Origin of the sequence: Pseudomonas sp. NBRC 100443, from assembly GCF_030268185.1 — a bacterium.
In the GTDB taxonomy this organism is placed as follows: Bacteria; Pseudomonadota; Gammaproteobacteria; order Pseudomonadales; family Pseudomonadaceae; genus Pseudomonas; species Pseudomonas citronellolis.
This window is the reverse complement of the sequence record NZ_BSQE01000016.1, coordinates 42236-56547: the sequence shown is the minus strand read 5'-3', so window position 1 is coordinate 56547 and position 14312 is coordinate 42236. Positions and strand designations below refer to the sequence as shown.

Genomic DNA, 14312 nt, shown 5'->3' with positions numbered 1-14312 from the left:
AATAAGCGTCTACCATGGGTGTATCGAAATCGACACACGAGGACGGGACAGTGCATACAACGAGGATGTTGTTACCGTGTTTTCTGGCGGTATTCTCAGGAACCCTCTCCGCGCAGACCATCACCTGGACCGGGGGCGCCAATGACGGGGGAAACTGGAATACCCCCGGCAACTGGGACCTCGGCGTGGTGCCGGGCGCCGCGGACGACGCGCATATCTTCGGTATTCCCGGTTCGCAGCTCGCCACCGCCACCGACATCACCATCGACGCCGGCTCGCTGGAGCTGACCGGCCGCGCCGGCCTGAACCTCAATGGCACGGCCTCGGCCGGCAGCGGTAGCTACAGTCTCGAGGGGACAACGCCGGCCGCGCCGGGCAACCCCTACAACGCCATGCATTTCGCCGGCTCGTCCACGGCGGCGAACGCCACCATCACCGTCGTCGGCAATGCCCCGGGCGATCTGTTCAGCGGTTCGCTGGTGCAGTTCGTCGAGAATTCGACGGCAGGCAACGCCAACCTGTCGGTCGAGGGCGAGGGCCAGATCAACTTCGCCGGCGCCTCCAGCGCCGGCAGCGCGACCATCGTCAACGACGACCGCGGCCTGACCTCCTTCACCCAGACGTCGAGCGCCGGTTCGGCAACCATCACCAACAACGCCGGCGGCGTGACTTCGTTCAGCGGCTCGTCCAGCGCCGCTGGCGCAACCCTGGTCAACAACGCCGGCGGCGTGGTGAACCTGGCCAGCGGCATGGCGCTGTCCATTGGCTCGCTGAGCGGCGCGGGCTCGGTCTACCTGTCCAATTCGGCGCTGACGCTGGGGGCGCTGAACCGCGACGACGTCATTTCAGGCGTCATCCAGGACGGCACCTCGGCGGCCATCAACGCCTACCGCCAATACCTCGGCCAGCAGCCCACCAACAGGACCGGAGGAAGCCTGGTCAAGGCCGGCACGGGCACCCTCGTGCTCACCGGCGACAACACCTATACCGGCGGCACAACGATTTCCGCCGGCACCCTGCAACTGGGCGACGGCGGCACCTCGGGCTCCATCGTCGGCAACGTGCAGGACGACGCCCGGCTGGTGGTCAATCGCTCGGACAGCCTGACGCTCGCCGGCGACATTTCCGGCACGGGGACGCTGGAGCAGGTGGGCGCCGGCACCACTGTCCTCACCGGCAACAACAGCTATGCCGGCGGCACCACGATTTCCGCCGGCACCCTGCAGCTGGGCGACGGCGGCACCTCGGGCTCCATCGTCGGCAACGTGCAGGACGACGCCCGGCTGGTGGTCAACCGCTCGGACAGCCTGACGCTCGCCGGCGACATTTCCGGCACGGGGACGCTGGAGCAGGTGGGCGCCGGCACCACTGTCCTCACCGGCAACAATAGCTATGCCGGCGGCACCACGATTTCCGCCGGTACCCTGCAACTGGGCGACGGCGGCACCTCCGGGTCGATCGTGGGCGACGTGCTGAACGACGCCACGCTGGCATTCAACCGCGCCGACGCCTTGACCTTCGACGGCAGCATCTCGGGGACCGGCGCGGTCAACCAGATCGGCACCGGCACCACCCTGTTGACCGGCGACAACCCCTACAGTGGCGCCACCACCGTCAGCAGCGGCACCTTGCTGGTGGGCGATGCGGCCCATGCGTCCGCGGCCCTCAGCGGCGGGGGCGCCGTGCAGGTGGCGGCCGGCGCGACCCTGGGCGGCTATGGCAACGTGCAAGGCCCGGTGAGCAATGCCGGGACCCTGGCGGTGGCCGACGCGGCCTTGCCGGGGCAGGGTACGGGCGCCTTCGTCATCGGCGGCGCATTGAGCAACGCCGGGCTGGTGCAGCTCGCCGGCACCGGCGTGGGCAACAAGCTGACGGTGGGGAGCTACGCCGGCCAGGGCGGCCGGATCAACCTGAACACCGTGCTCGGCGGCGACGCCTCGCCCACGGACCAGCTCGTCATCGACGGTGGCAGCGCCAGCGGGCAGACCAGCCTCCAGGTCACCAACGTCGGCGGCCTCGGCGCCGCTACGCCGGGCAACGGCATCCTCCTGGTCAACGCGGTGAACGGCGCCACCAGCGAGGCCTCGGCGTTTTCCCTGGGCAACTCGCTGGAGGCCGGGCCCTACCGCTACAGCCTGTACCGCGGCTCGCGCGACGACTCCGCGCCGGACTCCTGGTTCCTGCGTTCGCAACGCGAGGACGACAGCGCCACGCCGCCGCCGACGGGCGGCCCCGTCACGCCCACCACGCCCGACTATCGTCCGGAAACCTCGTTGTACGCGGCCATCCCGTCCCTGGGCCTGACCTACGCCCAGGCCATGGTCGACAGCCTGCACGAGCGCGTCGGCGAGGAGAACCGCAGCCTGGAAGGCACCCTTCAGCAACGGCCGGCGGGCGACGGCCCGCTGGGCTGGGGACGGATGATCTACCGCAGCGGCCAGCAGGACCGCGAGCGCTATGGCCAGTACGGCGAGATGCCCAAGTACGACTACCAGATCAGCGCCTTCCAGGTCGGCCTCGACCTGTTCCAGCGCCAGATGGACGATGGCAGCAGCGACCGGGCGGGCCTGTCCCTGGCCTTCGGCAACATCAAGGGCGATGTCGACCACTACGACCGCCGCGACGCCGGCGACGACACCCTGCGTGGCTACAGCCTGGGCGGCTACTGGACGCACTTCGGCGCCAGCGGCTGGTACCTGGATGGCGTGCTGCAATACACCTACCTGGACATCGACGCCAACTCCAGGCAGACCTACGACCTGGACAGCCATGGCCAGGCCTACACCGCCTCGCTGGAGGGCGGCTACCCGTTCGAGGTCGGCCGGGACCTGTACGTCGAGCCGCAGCTGCAGGCGACCTACACCCGTCTCGACCTGAGCGACAGCCGCGACAGCGCCGCCAGCGTGCGCTTCGACGACAGCGAGTCGCTGGTGACCCGCGCCGGCGTGCGCCTGGCCAAGGACTGGCTGGCCCCGGCGGGCCAGTCCAGCCGCCGCGTCAGCCTGTGGCTGCGCCCCAGCGTGCTGCATGACTTCCAGGGCGAATCGAAGACGCGCTTCTCCTCGGCCGATGGCGACGTGCCGTTCAAGTCCGACATCGGCGGCAGCAGCGGCGAACTGACCTTCGGGGTGGACGTGCAAGCCGACAAGCGCACCAGCTTCTTCGCCACCGGCGGCTACCAGCAGGCCTTCGACGGCGACGCCCATGGTTACAGCGGCAATCTGGGGTTCAGGGTTCTCTTCTGAATAGTTAGAAGACACGATGGGCATAACAACCTGTTGCAGTCGACGGACCTGTACCGGCGCTGGGCCCGCGCCAGCTCCGGAGACGAGCGGGATGTGGCGCGCGAGCACCGCGACATCCTCGATGCCGTTTTGCAGCGGGACGTGGAGCGGGCCTGCGAGCTGCTGCGCCATCACTACGAGGAAACCGCGCGGATCGTATTGGCCGTGGGCTTGGTGAGTGGACTCGGTTTGCGCTGCGCGTCAACGTTGTCCGCATCGTGCGTCGAACACTTGCCTGATGATCGAGCTGGCGGGGTGGAGAGGCGTCGAGCCCGACGCGTGGCGGATCTCTTCGATGTCGATGCCTTCGGGAGGCCTGTCATGCAATCAGCCTAGCGCTGGCCCTGGCAGGCGACGCAAGAGCGTACGGGAGGATCATCCGCCCGCCACTGGCCAAGGTGGCATAGGCGTTGGCCAGTTGTTCGGCGGTTACCGACAGGCCGTAACCGTACGATAGCGTGGCGGTCTCCGCCGGCCGCCAGCGCGGGTAGGCCGGCAGGTTGCCGACGCGCTCGCCGGGGAAGCCCAGGCCGGTGTACTGGCCCAGGCCCATCCGCTGCATCACGTAGTGGATGGCCTGGTCGCCGATGTCTTGCTCATGCCGACGTGCTGGAATTGATGAGGATGCCGGTGAGGTGGAGTAATCGGTGAGTCGATATTTCGCTCATGCTCGCTATGGGGGCCTGCAAGGCTGACTGCAGGAGCACTCGTATTAACGGCCACCCATCATCGTGGCTGCGTACTGGATACCGACGCCGAAGGCCCCGCCGAACCTCTTGGAGATGCCGGTGGTGAGGTTGTAGGTTTCTACCCGGGCCCAGTCGCGCTGCAATTCGAGCAGGTAGGTGAGAGCAACCCTAATGCTTTTTTGGGGTAATTAATCAGTCGATCCATTGGCCCGTCTGGTGAGTCTGTGCAAGGCTCCTGTGGAACCCTGCGACGAGGAGCACCGCCATGAAGGCGCTGACGCTGGAGAAGGCCTTCACCCTGCTGGAGCCCGGCCCGGTGGTGCTGATCACCACCTGCGACGGTGATCGGCCCAACATCATGACGCTGTCCTGGACCATGGTGGTCGACTTCACCCCGCGCTTCGCCTTCACCACCGGGCCCTGGAACCACTCCTACGCCGCGCTGGAAAAGACCCGCGAGTGCGTCATCGCCATTCCCGCCGTGGACCTGCTCGACACTGTGGTCGGCATAGGCACCTGCTCCGGCGCCGACACCGACAAGTTCGCCCGCTTCGGGCTGACCGCCGTGCCGGCCCGGCATGTCGGCGCGCCGCTGATCGGCGAGTGCCTGGCGAACATCGAGTGCCGGGTGGTCGACGTGGTCGAGCGGCACAACATAGTGGTGCTCGACGGCATCGCCGCCTACGTTGACTCCAAGCGCGAGGAACGCCGTACCCTGCACGCGGTCGGCGACGGCACCTTCGTGGTGGATGGCGAGAAGCTCGACCGGCGCAAGGCGATGCGCTCGAAGCTGCCGCCCGGCGTCTAGTCGATGGCTCGGGCCAGTGAGTCATTCAACGCCTGGCTCTTAAGAGGCTGGCGGATCTGCAGCTAAAACGCTCAGACCGTCCTGTGCTGCGCTGTGCCTGCTCCCGACTGTTCGATCTCGATGGCTACTTCCTTCAGGGGAACCTCGCCAACGGCCAGCGCCCGCTCGATTTCCAAGTCCTCTCCCCGGGATTTCAGCAGTGCCTGCAGGCGCTGGAGTTCACTGCACCAGATTGTCTCGATGTCGCGATCGCGCTGGACGTCGTGATTGGCAGTGAGGGCTACGGCGCGTAGCTGCAGGCGGCCGTTGTCGGCCTTGCCGCCGACTTCGACGCCGTAGCCCGGGGTGGCGGTCTTGCGCAGGACGACCTTGCCGGTTTCCGCCCAGGCGGTGGCCATGCCTTCGCGCACTTCGTAACCCAGGCTGGCGAGGCCCTGGAGGACTGCCTGGCGGCGGGCGAGGGCGGCTTGTTGCTGAAGGTGGCGTGTGAGGACGGAATTGCATTGCTCCGCCAGGGCGGATATCCGCTGTGGCTCGGTGCTGGCCTGGCAGGCCGCGGCTTCCTGGAGAAGTTCGGCGTGCTCGGCGTTTGCCAGCGCCGCGACCTCGCTGGCGAGGTCCTGCAGCTGCTGGAGACGCTCGCGTTGTTGCTGGTGGTCGCGGGTGGCCTGGGCGAGGTCGAGGACCAGGCTGTCGAGCAGGAGGTTGCGTTGTTGGGTGCGTTGTTCGGCCTCGGCCCTGGCCAGCCGCTCCAGAAACGACTGGGCGCCCTCCGGGCCCTGCAACTTTCTTGTCGGCTGTGATGCTGAACTTGTTGTTGCACTGTTTGCATTCCCTGGCCCCGCCGGGTTTGGATGGGCCCATGATGGCGGGGGAAAAGGGGTTGATGGAAGTGGAGCAGTGGGGGCACTTTATATTGATATCCTTATCTTAATTTATTAGCTCGTTGAGGGCTTGGGTGTCGTAGTTGTATGCGCCGATAAATGTTATATCGTTAAATATTTTTCCGGGAGTTAATTCTGCGTCAAAGTCGAGTAAGCAGAAGCAAGCATTGGCTTGGTCTATCTTTAATATCTTGCAATCCTTGTTTATTTCCTCCTCGAAGCACTCGATAAAAGGTATTTCATTAAATATTTCGGAGGCTGTGAGTTCTGTTTCTGAGTAGAAGGGTGAGAACTTGTCTTCGTCATACCATGTTATTTTTAGGTCTTGGCAAAGTCCGCAGTTTTCTCCATGTTTCTCTTGGTCGAAGTAGTTGTAGTAGTCACTTATGTTTTTGGGAGTTTTACCAATCCAAATACTTATTCTTCCATCTTTTTCAATTGCCATTTTCTGCTCCTAACAACTAAATCCGGAGGTTAATTTATTTCCATTTCTTACGTATTTTCCGCAAAACTCTTGATCGCTGAAATGGCTGATCGGCTGCGATGCTGAACTTGTTGTTGCTCTGTTTGTACTCCCTTGCCCCGCCGGATTTGGATGGGCCCATGATGGCGGGGGAGAAGGGGCTGATCGAGGTGGAACAATGGGGACATTTCATTGGATCGAGCCACTTGTCTAACAACTAGTGAACTTTATATAGGCACTGCAGTCCACTTTTCTTTGTGATTGAGTAACTCTTTTTTCTTGACTTTCCATCCTTCTGAGGTCTCCTGCATAGTTATCCGATATTGGTTTTTGAGTCCTGCAGAACGGATGTAGGTATATGTTATTTTTTTCTTCGACTCTTCGATGCTGATTACTTGGTCTGTATCGAAGTCGTAAGCCGTAGGGTCTCCTGTACCGAGATCAATGAGCCTTCCATAGTTTTTCCCCTCTTGAATAACGTACTTCTCTAGAATTTCGTTAAGTTTATGTCTGGCTTTATTGTCTAGGCTTTCCGTTTCATCGCCATTCAGGATAAGTTTTGTTTTTTTAATGTGGTACTCGGACTCCCAAAGCTTCATGGCGTCCATGACTTCCTTGATTCGGGCTTTGGCTTCGTTTATTTTGTTCATGCCTGTTCTCTAGTTTACAAGTATTTGGTTCATTATCTTCGAGTCTTTCTGACGATATCGTTCTCAAATGCTCTGAATGAGCCTCTGTTGATTCCTGGGAGTTGGGGGAATACCCCATCTTTTCCTCCGCAGCCCCTGCCACAGGGAGTCTGCTCTCGTCGTCGTGCTGTTGAGCAGCTTGGTGTAGAACGAGCCGCTGCGCGTCGATGGCCAACCACAGATCTGGCAGATGGACGTGTCCATATGCACCGAGGATTCATGGTGCCTCTGGAGGTGTGCACCCAATGCAAGAATAGGTGTTTATTTACAGCATCCATCTGATCCATTTGCCATTGGTCTCATCGTAGAAGGTTGCTGTATTTATCTTCCAGATATCCTCTTTATTCTTTTTTAATTCGAATCTGATTTTTGACTCCAGCCCTACGGTTTGCTGATATTCAAAAATGGCTTTTTTTTCTTCTTTTAACTTTAGCTCAATCTTATCTCTTTCTGGATCATATGTTGTGGGCTCCTTCATTGAAACTGAAATTAGTCGGCGGCGATCACCTTTGTCTTTCAAGCAATGAGTGTTGAATATCTCATCAAGTGCTTCTCTTGCTGCCGACTTGATGGTTTTCATATCGTCGAAACGGTCCTCTTCCGCGGCGCTGAAGAGCTTTTCTGAGTAGTAGGATTCCCAGTTTTTCATAGACCTGAGAAAGGATGTCATTGCTTCTTGAGGAGTGTTTTTCTCTGTCATGTCAGTTTCCAAATATTCCTTTCAATACTTGGTTTCCATTCGTGTCTAAGATTTTATATATAATGTCGGTTGGTCTGGTGTCGCCATTTCCATATATGAATTTTATATCCACATCTACTGTGCCAAGATTTCTCACTTTGTTTACTACTTCTTTCTCAAATAAACGGAACTCTCCACGATTCATCGCCGGAAGCTGTGGGAATACGTTGCTTTTTCCCCCAGGCCCACCTAATAACTTACCCAGGATGTGTCCCGCGTCATCATCCGCATTTCCTAACGATCTTGCCCATAGCCGAGAGGAAGCATTTGTTGCAGAGCCAATTCCTATATCATTGAACGTCACCCGAGCTGTCGCATGTAATGGTTGGCCTGAGGCGCCTCTAGATACATTTGGCTGGACACACCACCCCCATGGATCTAACCATCTCAATGGGTTTGGTGCATATCCGTATAGATTGAAACCACCCTCCAACCCAATCGGATCCTGCCCCACAAACCGCCCCACCACTGGATCGTAGTACCGGAAGGTGTTGTAGTGCAGCCCCGTCTCCGCATCGAAGTACTGCCCCTGGAACCTCAGGTTCTGCTCGATCTCTTCAGTCGCATAGCTTTCCACTGCCCCCCAGGCCTTGTAGGTGGCCTGCCAGACCATTTGACCGTCCTCGTCGCTGACGTCCAGCGGCGTGCCGATCTGGTCGGTGTGGAAGTAGTAGGTGCGCTCGTCGTCTCCTTGCCGATCGATGCGGGCCAGCGGGGCGTAGCTGTCGGGCTCGTAGAGGTACAGGCTGTCGCCGTTGGCCTTGCGCTCCTGTTGCAGCCGCAGCCCCTGCCAGAGGAAGTCGGTTCTCGTCGTCGTGCCGTCGACCTGAACGGCCTTGGCGGTGCGTCGGCCCAGGCTGTCGTAGTGGTAGCGCCCTTCGCTGAGCAGGTTGCCGTCGCGGTAGGTACGGGCGCGGGTCAGGCGGTTTTCGCAGTCGTATTCGAAGTGTTGTTCCAGGTGTGCGCCGCGTTTGCGCACCACCAACCATGTTGCCCCAGGGATCGTAGTCGTAGCGCTGGTCCTGCCGGGTGCGCAGGCGGTTGTCCTGTTTGCGCTTGCGCAGGGCGTCGACGATGGTGTGCGGCAGGCCATCCTCGCCGTTGAGGTATTCGGTGGTCTTGCCGTTGGCGTCGGTTTCCTCGACCAGGCGCGAGTATTCGTCGTATTCGAGCTGCACGCGGTTGCCGTCGGGCAGGTGTAGCGCGGTCATGTTGCCGGCGTCGTCCAGCTCGATGCGGTAGTGCTCGCCGCCGAAGTCGCGGCTGGCCACCACCCGGTGGTCGGCGTTGTAGTGGATGTGCGCCTCGCGCTGCAGGGCGTCGGTGACCGTGGTGACGCGGGCGTCGAGGTCGTAGCGGAAGTGGTAGTGCTCGCCATCGCTGGTCCAGTGCTCGACCACCCGCGGCCGCCCGCCGAGGCTTTCCCAGCGGTATTCGCAGCGCAGGCCCAGGGCGTTCTCGTGGCTCACCATCAGGCCGTCCCGGTAGGCGAAGCGGCGAGCGGTGTCGCCGTTGCGGTTGCGCACTTCGCTGAGCTGGCCTTGCGCGTCGTAGCGGTAGTGCACCAGGCTTTCCACCGCCTGGTCGCCGACCACCCGCACGACTTCGGTGAGGCGTTGCAGCGGGTGCTCGTAGTGCAGGTGCAGGCGCAGGCCGCCGCTGGCGGTGATGTCCTGCAGGCGGCCGTCGGCGCGGCGGCTGAAGTGCAGGTAGTGGCCCAGGGCGTTTTCGATGCGTTGCAGCAGGGCGGGGCTGCCGTCCGTGGGCAGTTCGCCGAAGTAGAAGAACTGGTTGTCGAGGGTCTGCAGCAGGTAGTGGCCGCCCTGGCTGCGTACCAGGTAGAGCTGTTCGTTGGCGGCGAACACCCGCTCGCCCGGCTCCAGGGCGACGAAGGGCACGCTGCGGCCCTGGTTGTCGCGCAGGTAGACGAACTCGCCGGCCTGGCGCAGGCTCTGGTCCCAGGGCAGCACCCAGCCGCGGCCGAGCACGCTGTCCACGTCCAGGTCGCTGGCGTAGAAGCGCGACCACTGCAGGGGCATCAGCCCGGGCAGGCTGAAGTCGGTTTCGCCCGCTTCGGTGAGCAGTTTGCGCCCAGTGGTGGCATCCACCGGGTTGCCGAACAGGCCACCCACCGCGCGCTCGATCGCCGGGCCCAGGACGTAGCGGCTGGCCACTTCGCCGGCGACGAAGCCGGCGGTGAACTTCAGCGCGCAGGGCATGATCGCTTTCATCCCGGCCTGGGTGCCGGCCTTGATCAGTTGGGCGATACCGCCGGCAGCGCCGGCCACGGCCATGAGAATGTCCACCGTCGTGCGCAGCCAGCCGGGGACTTCGTCGTCCACCGGCAGGTACTGCACGGTGCCACCGCCGATGAAGACGTCGGTGGAGCCGCCGTCGATCTTCGCGCCGCAGGTGAGCTTGTCGCCCTTGCGCGCGGCGGGGACGCCGTTGATGAAGACGTTGCTGGAGCCTTCGGCCACCTGGATCAGCGGCGGGTGCTTCTCGCAGGCGACCGTGCTCAGGTGGGCTCTGGCGGCGGCCAGGCCGTTGATGAAGACGTTGGCGGCGCCTTCGATGATCTGGCCGGCATCGCTGGTGAAGGCCGAGAGGCTGCCGATCAGTTCGCCAAGGCCGGCCCCGAACGCCGCACCGGCCCCGACGAACTAATTTTGCTAGGAAAATAAATTCAAGCGCGCTCAATAATTAGATTGACCATGTGCTCTAGGAGTTCGTCGAAAGATTCGAAATTTTCGTAAACGTTATCAAAAGCTTGCTTGTCCCGTACCTGAAAGCTATTTTCTGAAAGGTCTAGAACATATTCATCCTGGTCGCTGTCGCCGAACACCAAAAAATCTTTCATGAAGTCAACATCGCGAGAAATTCTATTTATTTCCATGAAGTCATGACTGAATTCGTCGCTGTCTGGAAACTTGTGTTGGCGGCTAGAATAAATAAATACTCCGTTCGAAATCAGGCCATCAAAGCATTTTAGGAAATCTAAATATTGGCGAGGTAGAACTTCTGAAAACTCAGACAGAACAGCTGAATTTAGTGTGTCGATATCAAACCTTGTTGCTGGAGGTCCGAGAAACATGTCCGCATCATCAAGGCGATTGCGCAAATGCATGATTTTTTGTTCGACGGTTCTGTTCATGTCTAACTCCCCGGAGGAGGATATATTCTAGTCTCAATCATTGGCCACTCTACCATTTCACTGTCGCCCGCACCCATTCCTTTGGTTAGTGTGCGTTGTACGTTGGTTATAATTTTATGGTAGGGCTCGTTCTTGATGAGTGTCAAGTTGTCAAATGAGTTGGTTTCGCCATCATCTAATGGTTTATGTGATGAACCTGCCATTCTTTATTGGGGAGCTTTCCATTCTGAATTTTGGCGATTTCAATATCACTGAATCCGGATCTTTTTAATGTGGCAACTTTTTCTGGAGTGCTAGATAGATCCTTTAAGAAGTTTGGTCTGGCTGAGCTGTCAAATTCATTCCGGCGCAGTTTTACATCAGGAACGGAGCGTTTGACATAGAGGAAGTTCTCTGTTTTGACTCCCGACAGTTCATGTGAATCACCACGAAGCATCCCCGTAAAGCTATTTTTCTGTTCACGAGGAACAACCTTGACGTTCCCAAAATTAGACCCCAGCCCCTCGACCTTGACCTGATACTTGGCATCGAAGCGCTGTCCACCCTTGCCGCCCACGAAGCCGCCGAGCATGGCCCCGCCAAAGGCCATGATCTTCTGCCCGTCGCTGCCTTCGCCCCATATTTTGCCACCGAGCCAGTGGCCGCCGACGCCGCCGGCGATGCCGCCCGCCAGTCCCAGTGCGATCAGGCCAGGGCCGGCGCCCAGCAGGATGGCACTGCCGATCCCAATACCGAAGACGGCGGCGTGCAGCCAGCCCGGCACTTCGGGGTCGATGTCGTCGGTCTGGAAGGTGCCCCCGCCGATGAAGATGTTGGGCGAGCCGGCGCTGATCTTGCCGTCGCAGGTGCTGCGGTCGCCCTTGCGTGCCGCGGGCTGCCCGTTGATGTAGACGCTGTCGCTGCCTTCGGCAATGCGCTTGAGGCCGCTGTGCTTGCTGCAGGCGACCGTGCTCAGGTGGGCTCTGGCGGCGGCCAGGCCGTTGATGAAGACGTTGGCGGCGCCTTCGATGATCTGGCCGGCGTCGCTGGTGAAGGCCGAAAGGCTGCCGATCAGTTCGCCAAGGCCGGCCCCGACGATGGCGACGGCGGCCAGCCCCCCGGTGCCGACGATGGCGACGCCAGCGAGTGCCACTGCTGCGCCGACCGCCAGGCCCGTCAACAGGCCGCCGAGTGCACTGCTGTGTGCAATTGGGTCGTCCTGACGCGCTGCCTCGCTCATGCCGGGGCCGCCTCGGCCCCCTCGCGGCGCAACTGCACGGAATCGACGAATTGCTCGAAGCATTGTCGCTCTTCAGCGGTCATGCCCAGCGGCTGGTTGCTGGTGCCGGTGATCTGGATCGACAGGGGCCCGCCTTGCTCATCCTGGTGGAAGAACAGGATCTGGATCTGCTGCAGGGGCTTGCCCTGCTGGCGCCAGCGGTACTCGACCGAGCGGGCGGGCACGCCATCGACCGTTCGCTGCCCCTGGAATTCGATGAGCTGGAAATCGCTAAGGCTGTGCTCGATTTCGTGCAGCAGGCGCTGGGCGAGGGTTTCCAGCTTCTCGTCGCGGCTGATGCGGCTGCGGCCGACGACGACTGCAGGCGGAGGGCGATCTTGCGGTGCACGCAGTGAAGTTGTTGGCGTAGTAAGGCTCGCTGCCGCCAAGATTATTGCTAATCTGCGAGAAAGTGGAATATTTGTGTTATTGCTTCATCGCGGGGCATCTCGGTTTCAAGAATTCTTTCCCTGACGACGATATAAACTCCTTCTTCGGGTGAAAGCAGTTCAATGGCATCATTTCTATAGTTTGTGATCTCTAGAAAGCCGTTGGAAATTCCATTAAGGTTCTTTATTTCAGATAGAAGATAGTTGCTGGAAACCAAGTCGCCTTCGGGATTATTGCCAGCCCCTGTTTTGGGGTTGTCAAAGTAAAGCCGGATCTTAGGGGTCTTATGGCGTTCCCAATTCAGAACTTCGGTGATCTTTTGGGTGATGATGAAAAAATCCTCCTTGTTCTCTGTTCCCGAGAATTCGCAATTATAGATGGGGATTATCCATGAAAGATTATCGCGCAGTTTATCAAGTCTGCCTTTTAAATATCCATGGTAAGGACTGGAAACAAGAAGTGCATGAGTGAAGCTATGAAATTCTGTGCTTAAAGAGTGTTTGGATATTCCTTCATCGTTTTTGAGCTCTGAGGGAGGAAGCAAGGTGATCAAATTCTCGCCATCAATGTCTTTTTCGCTGACCAATAGATAATTTTGGCTGCGAACGCTAAATAGCGCGTAGTGATAGGTACGTTTTGGCGTTATGTCCTGAAAACGAAAAGAGCCATCGCTATGTCTATAGACGTTGACGAAATTTTCTTTCAGATTTTTTTCATCTATCATGGAGTAATCCGCCTCTATTCGTAACCTGGGCCGATGTCTTGGCGATATCTTACGCCGTTTGTCCCAATTCTTGCGCCGTCTGAGCTATTGGCAGACCGAAGTCTAATGCTCATATTGGATGTTTCATTATAAAAGTCCAGCCGCTCAGCTCTGGGGGCATTGTACCCAGTTTCGTTCCAGTGCTCCACAACAGGTTTATTGTGTTCTATGGTGATTCTAGGGTCGGTCCGGCTTACAATTTCTCCGTCGGCTGTCATGATTTTTCCCTTGTGCGGGCCGGACGTGATGGTGTTGTCGTCAAGAGCTTTATCTTTTATGCCCGACCGGTAGCCACTCGGATATTCTGTCTTCCTGTTATGAATTGGAGGGGTTTCTGAGCTTCTTACAAAACGGCCGTCGGGGCCTCTGGTTGGGCGTGGAGGCTGCTGTCTTGGAACAACCTTGACGTTCCCAAAATTAGACCCCAGCCCCATATTGTGAAATAGTTCTTGTAGTTAGTTAAGATTATGATGCTTGTTTTTGAGTGCTTGCTTTCTCTTGGTTTGTATGTGTTGCGATTTATATCCAGGGTGTTGGTGTTAATATCGCTGTCTCTCCAGAAGGTAAGTTGCTGTTTTATGGTGGGTGTCGATAAGTGGGATTGGTTTTATAAGTTATAGAGTCCCGCCGTGCTAATGGCTCGCGAAATCTGAAGAATAAGAATATGTCCTGTTTGGTTAATCATTGGAATTCCTCTATGCTCGCTTGCTCTATTTTTGTCTTGTACAGCGTAACAAGAGCATTTTCGGAGACCACCAATCGGAAATCGTCGGCAATTCCAAAATCTTGCTGCCCAGCCTTTCCGGTTACTTTCAGCCAATAGAATTTTGGAAGATTTTTTTCTTTGTAAAGTTCATTGAAGTTTTCGGATTTGGTTATCTCCACCACGTCAAATTTGAATCCGGTCAATGCGCTTTTTTCAAGCTGGTTTTTGAGGTTTTCAGAAACGATAAAACAGGGGAACGATTCTATAAGGTCATCACCTAGCCATCCATAAAATTCATAGTTTAGTTTGGTAACAAGAGGAGGGTGCACCGACGTGTCGATTATCGAGTTTCTGCCGATTCCGCCACTGACTTCTGGTTCTATGTAATAGTACATTTATCAATCTCTTGTTGGTGGATTAAATAGACTTCCGAATCTATCATCTATTTCTGTTGCTTTTGTGAGCAACTGTTCCTTCGTTGGGTT

The 14312-nt window shown here is 58.4% G+C and carries 10 protein-coding genes and 6 pseudogenes; 3 read left to right on the top strand and 13 right to left on the bottom strand.

Translation table 11 applies throughout. From position 1 onward, the window contains the following. Nucleotides 1-188 precede the first annotated feature (188 nt). A complete protein-coding gene (locus QSJ95_RS20495) occupies nt 189-3245 on the top strand; it encodes an autotransporter family protein (protein WP_285644943.1) in 3057 nt (1018 codons plus the stop codon). A 33-nt stretch (nt 3246-3278) separates the two neighbouring features. Next, nucleotides 3279-3620: an FCD domain-containing protein gene (locus tag QSJ95_RS20490; protein ID WP_276216070.1), complete on the top strand. Its 342-nt coding sequence runs from the start codon at nt 3279-3281 to the stop codon at nt 3618-3620. Nucleotides 3621-3657: 37 nt separating this feature from the next. On the opposite strand, the pseudogene QSJ95_RS20485 reads toward QSJ95_RS20490, so the two are convergent. Beyond that, a pseudogene (locus tag QSJ95_RS20485) lies at nt 3658-3928 on the bottom strand (penicillin-binding transpeptidase domain-containing protein); the annotation flags it as partial. A 68-nt stretch (nt 3929-3996) separates the two neighbouring features. Further along, nucleotides 3997-4137: pseudogene (locus QSJ95_RS32885) on the bottom strand (hydrolase); the annotation flags it as partial. A gap of 101 nt (nt 4138-4238) precedes the next feature. Here QSJ95_RS32885 and QSJ95_RS20480 point away from each other — a divergent pair. Further along, a complete protein-coding gene (locus QSJ95_RS20480) occupies nt 4239-4781 on the top strand; it encodes a flavin reductase family protein (protein WP_285644942.1) in 543 nt (180 codons plus the stop codon). Between the two features lie 71 nt (nt 4782-4852). On the opposite strand, the pseudogene QSJ95_RS20475 reads toward QSJ95_RS20480, so the two are convergent. The 11 genes and pseudogenes from QSJ95_RS20475 to QSJ95_RS20425 form a co-directional block, all read right to left on the bottom strand. Continuing rightward, nucleotides 4853-5569, bottom strand: a pseudogene (locus QSJ95_RS20475) (hypothetical protein); the annotation flags it as partial. 142 nt (nt 5570-5711) lie between these two features. Beyond that, a complete protein-coding gene (locus QSJ95_RS20470; RefSeq protein ID WP_285644941.1) occupies nt 5712-6110 on the bottom strand; it encodes an immunity 22 family protein in 399 nt (132 codons plus the stop codon). A gap of 245 nt (nt 6111-6355) precedes the next feature. Further along, entirely contained in the window at nt 6356-6778 is a 423-nt protein-coding gene (locus QSJ95_RS20465) for an NTF2 fold immunity protein (protein ID WP_285644940.1), read from the bottom strand. Between the two features lie 304 nt (nt 6779-7082). Then, complete coding sequence (locus QSJ95_RS20460) at nt 7083-7517, bottom strand: NTF2 fold immunity protein (protein ID WP_285644938.1); 435 nt, start codon at nt 7515-7517, stop codon at nt 7083-7085. Nucleotide 7518: 1 nt separating this feature from the next. Beyond that, nucleotides 7519-7725: pseudogene (locus QSJ95_RS33040) on the bottom strand (RHS repeat-associated core domain-containing protein); the annotation flags it as partial. 225 nt (nt 7726-7950) lie between these two features. After that, nucleotides 7951-10213 (bottom strand): annotated as a pseudogene (locus QSJ95_RS20455) (PAAR/RHS domain-containing protein); the annotation flags it as partial. Nucleotides 10214-10242: 29 nt separating this feature from the next. After that, nucleotides 10243-10710, bottom strand: coding sequence for a YrhA family protein (locus tag QSJ95_RS20450; protein ID WP_285644936.1), 468 nt, complete (start codon nt 10708-10710; stop codon nt 10243-10245). 2 nt (nt 10711-10712) lie between these two features. Then, nucleotides 10713-11929 (bottom strand): annotated as a pseudogene (locus tag QSJ95_RS20445) (PAAR domain-containing protein). Further along, nucleotides 11926-12357 (bottom strand): DcrB-related protein, encoded by a 432-nt coding sequence (locus tag QSJ95_RS20440; protein ID WP_285644934.1) that lies wholly within the window; start codon nt 12355-12357, stop codon nt 11926-11928. Before QSJ95_RS20440 ends, QSJ95_RS20445 begins: the two are co-directional and overlap by 4 nt. Nucleotides 12358-12365: 8 nt before the next feature. Beyond that, nucleotides 12366-13082, bottom strand: coding sequence for a hypothetical protein (locus tag QSJ95_RS20435; protein WP_285644932.1), 717 nt, complete (start codon nt 13080-13082; stop codon nt 12366-12368). Nucleotides 13083-13802: 720 nt separating this feature from the next. Continuing rightward, nucleotides 13803-14222 carry a hypothetical protein gene (locus QSJ95_RS20425; protein WP_285644929.1) on the bottom strand — a complete coding sequence of 140 codons (420 nt, stop codon included), beginning with the start codon at nt 14220-14222 and terminating at the stop codon, nt 13803-13805. Nucleotides 14223-14312 lie beyond the last annotated feature (90 nt).

Bases quoted from the DNA above. Each gene is read 5' to 3' on its own strand.
- QSJ95_RS20480 (WP_285644942.1), top strand. From the start codon at position 4,239: ATGAAGGCGCTGACGCTGGAGAAGGCCTTCACCCTGCTGGAGCCCGGC.
- QSJ95_RS20470 (WP_285644941.1), bottom strand. From the start codon at position 6,110: ATGGCAATTGAAAAAGATGGAAGAATAAGTATTTGGATTGGTAAAACT.
- QSJ95_RS20465 (WP_285644940.1), bottom strand. From the start codon at position 6,778: ATGAACAAAATAAACGAAGCCAAAGCCCGAATCAAGGAAGTCATGGAC.
- QSJ95_RS20460 (WP_285644938.1), bottom strand. From the start codon at position 7,517: ATGACAGAGAAAAACACTCCTCAAGAAGCAATGACATCCTTTCTCAGG.
- QSJ95_RS20450 (WP_285644936.1), bottom strand. From the start codon at position 10,710: ATGAACAGAACCGTCGAACAAAAAATCATGCATTTGCGCAATCGCCTT.
- QSJ95_RS20435 (WP_285644932.1), bottom strand. From the start codon at position 13,082: ATGATAGATGAAAAAAATCTGAAAGAAAATTTCGTCAACGTCTATAGA.
- QSJ95_RS20425 (WP_285644929.1), bottom strand. From the start codon at position 14,222: ATGTACTATTACATAGAACCAGAAGTCAGTGGCGGAATCGGCAGAAAC.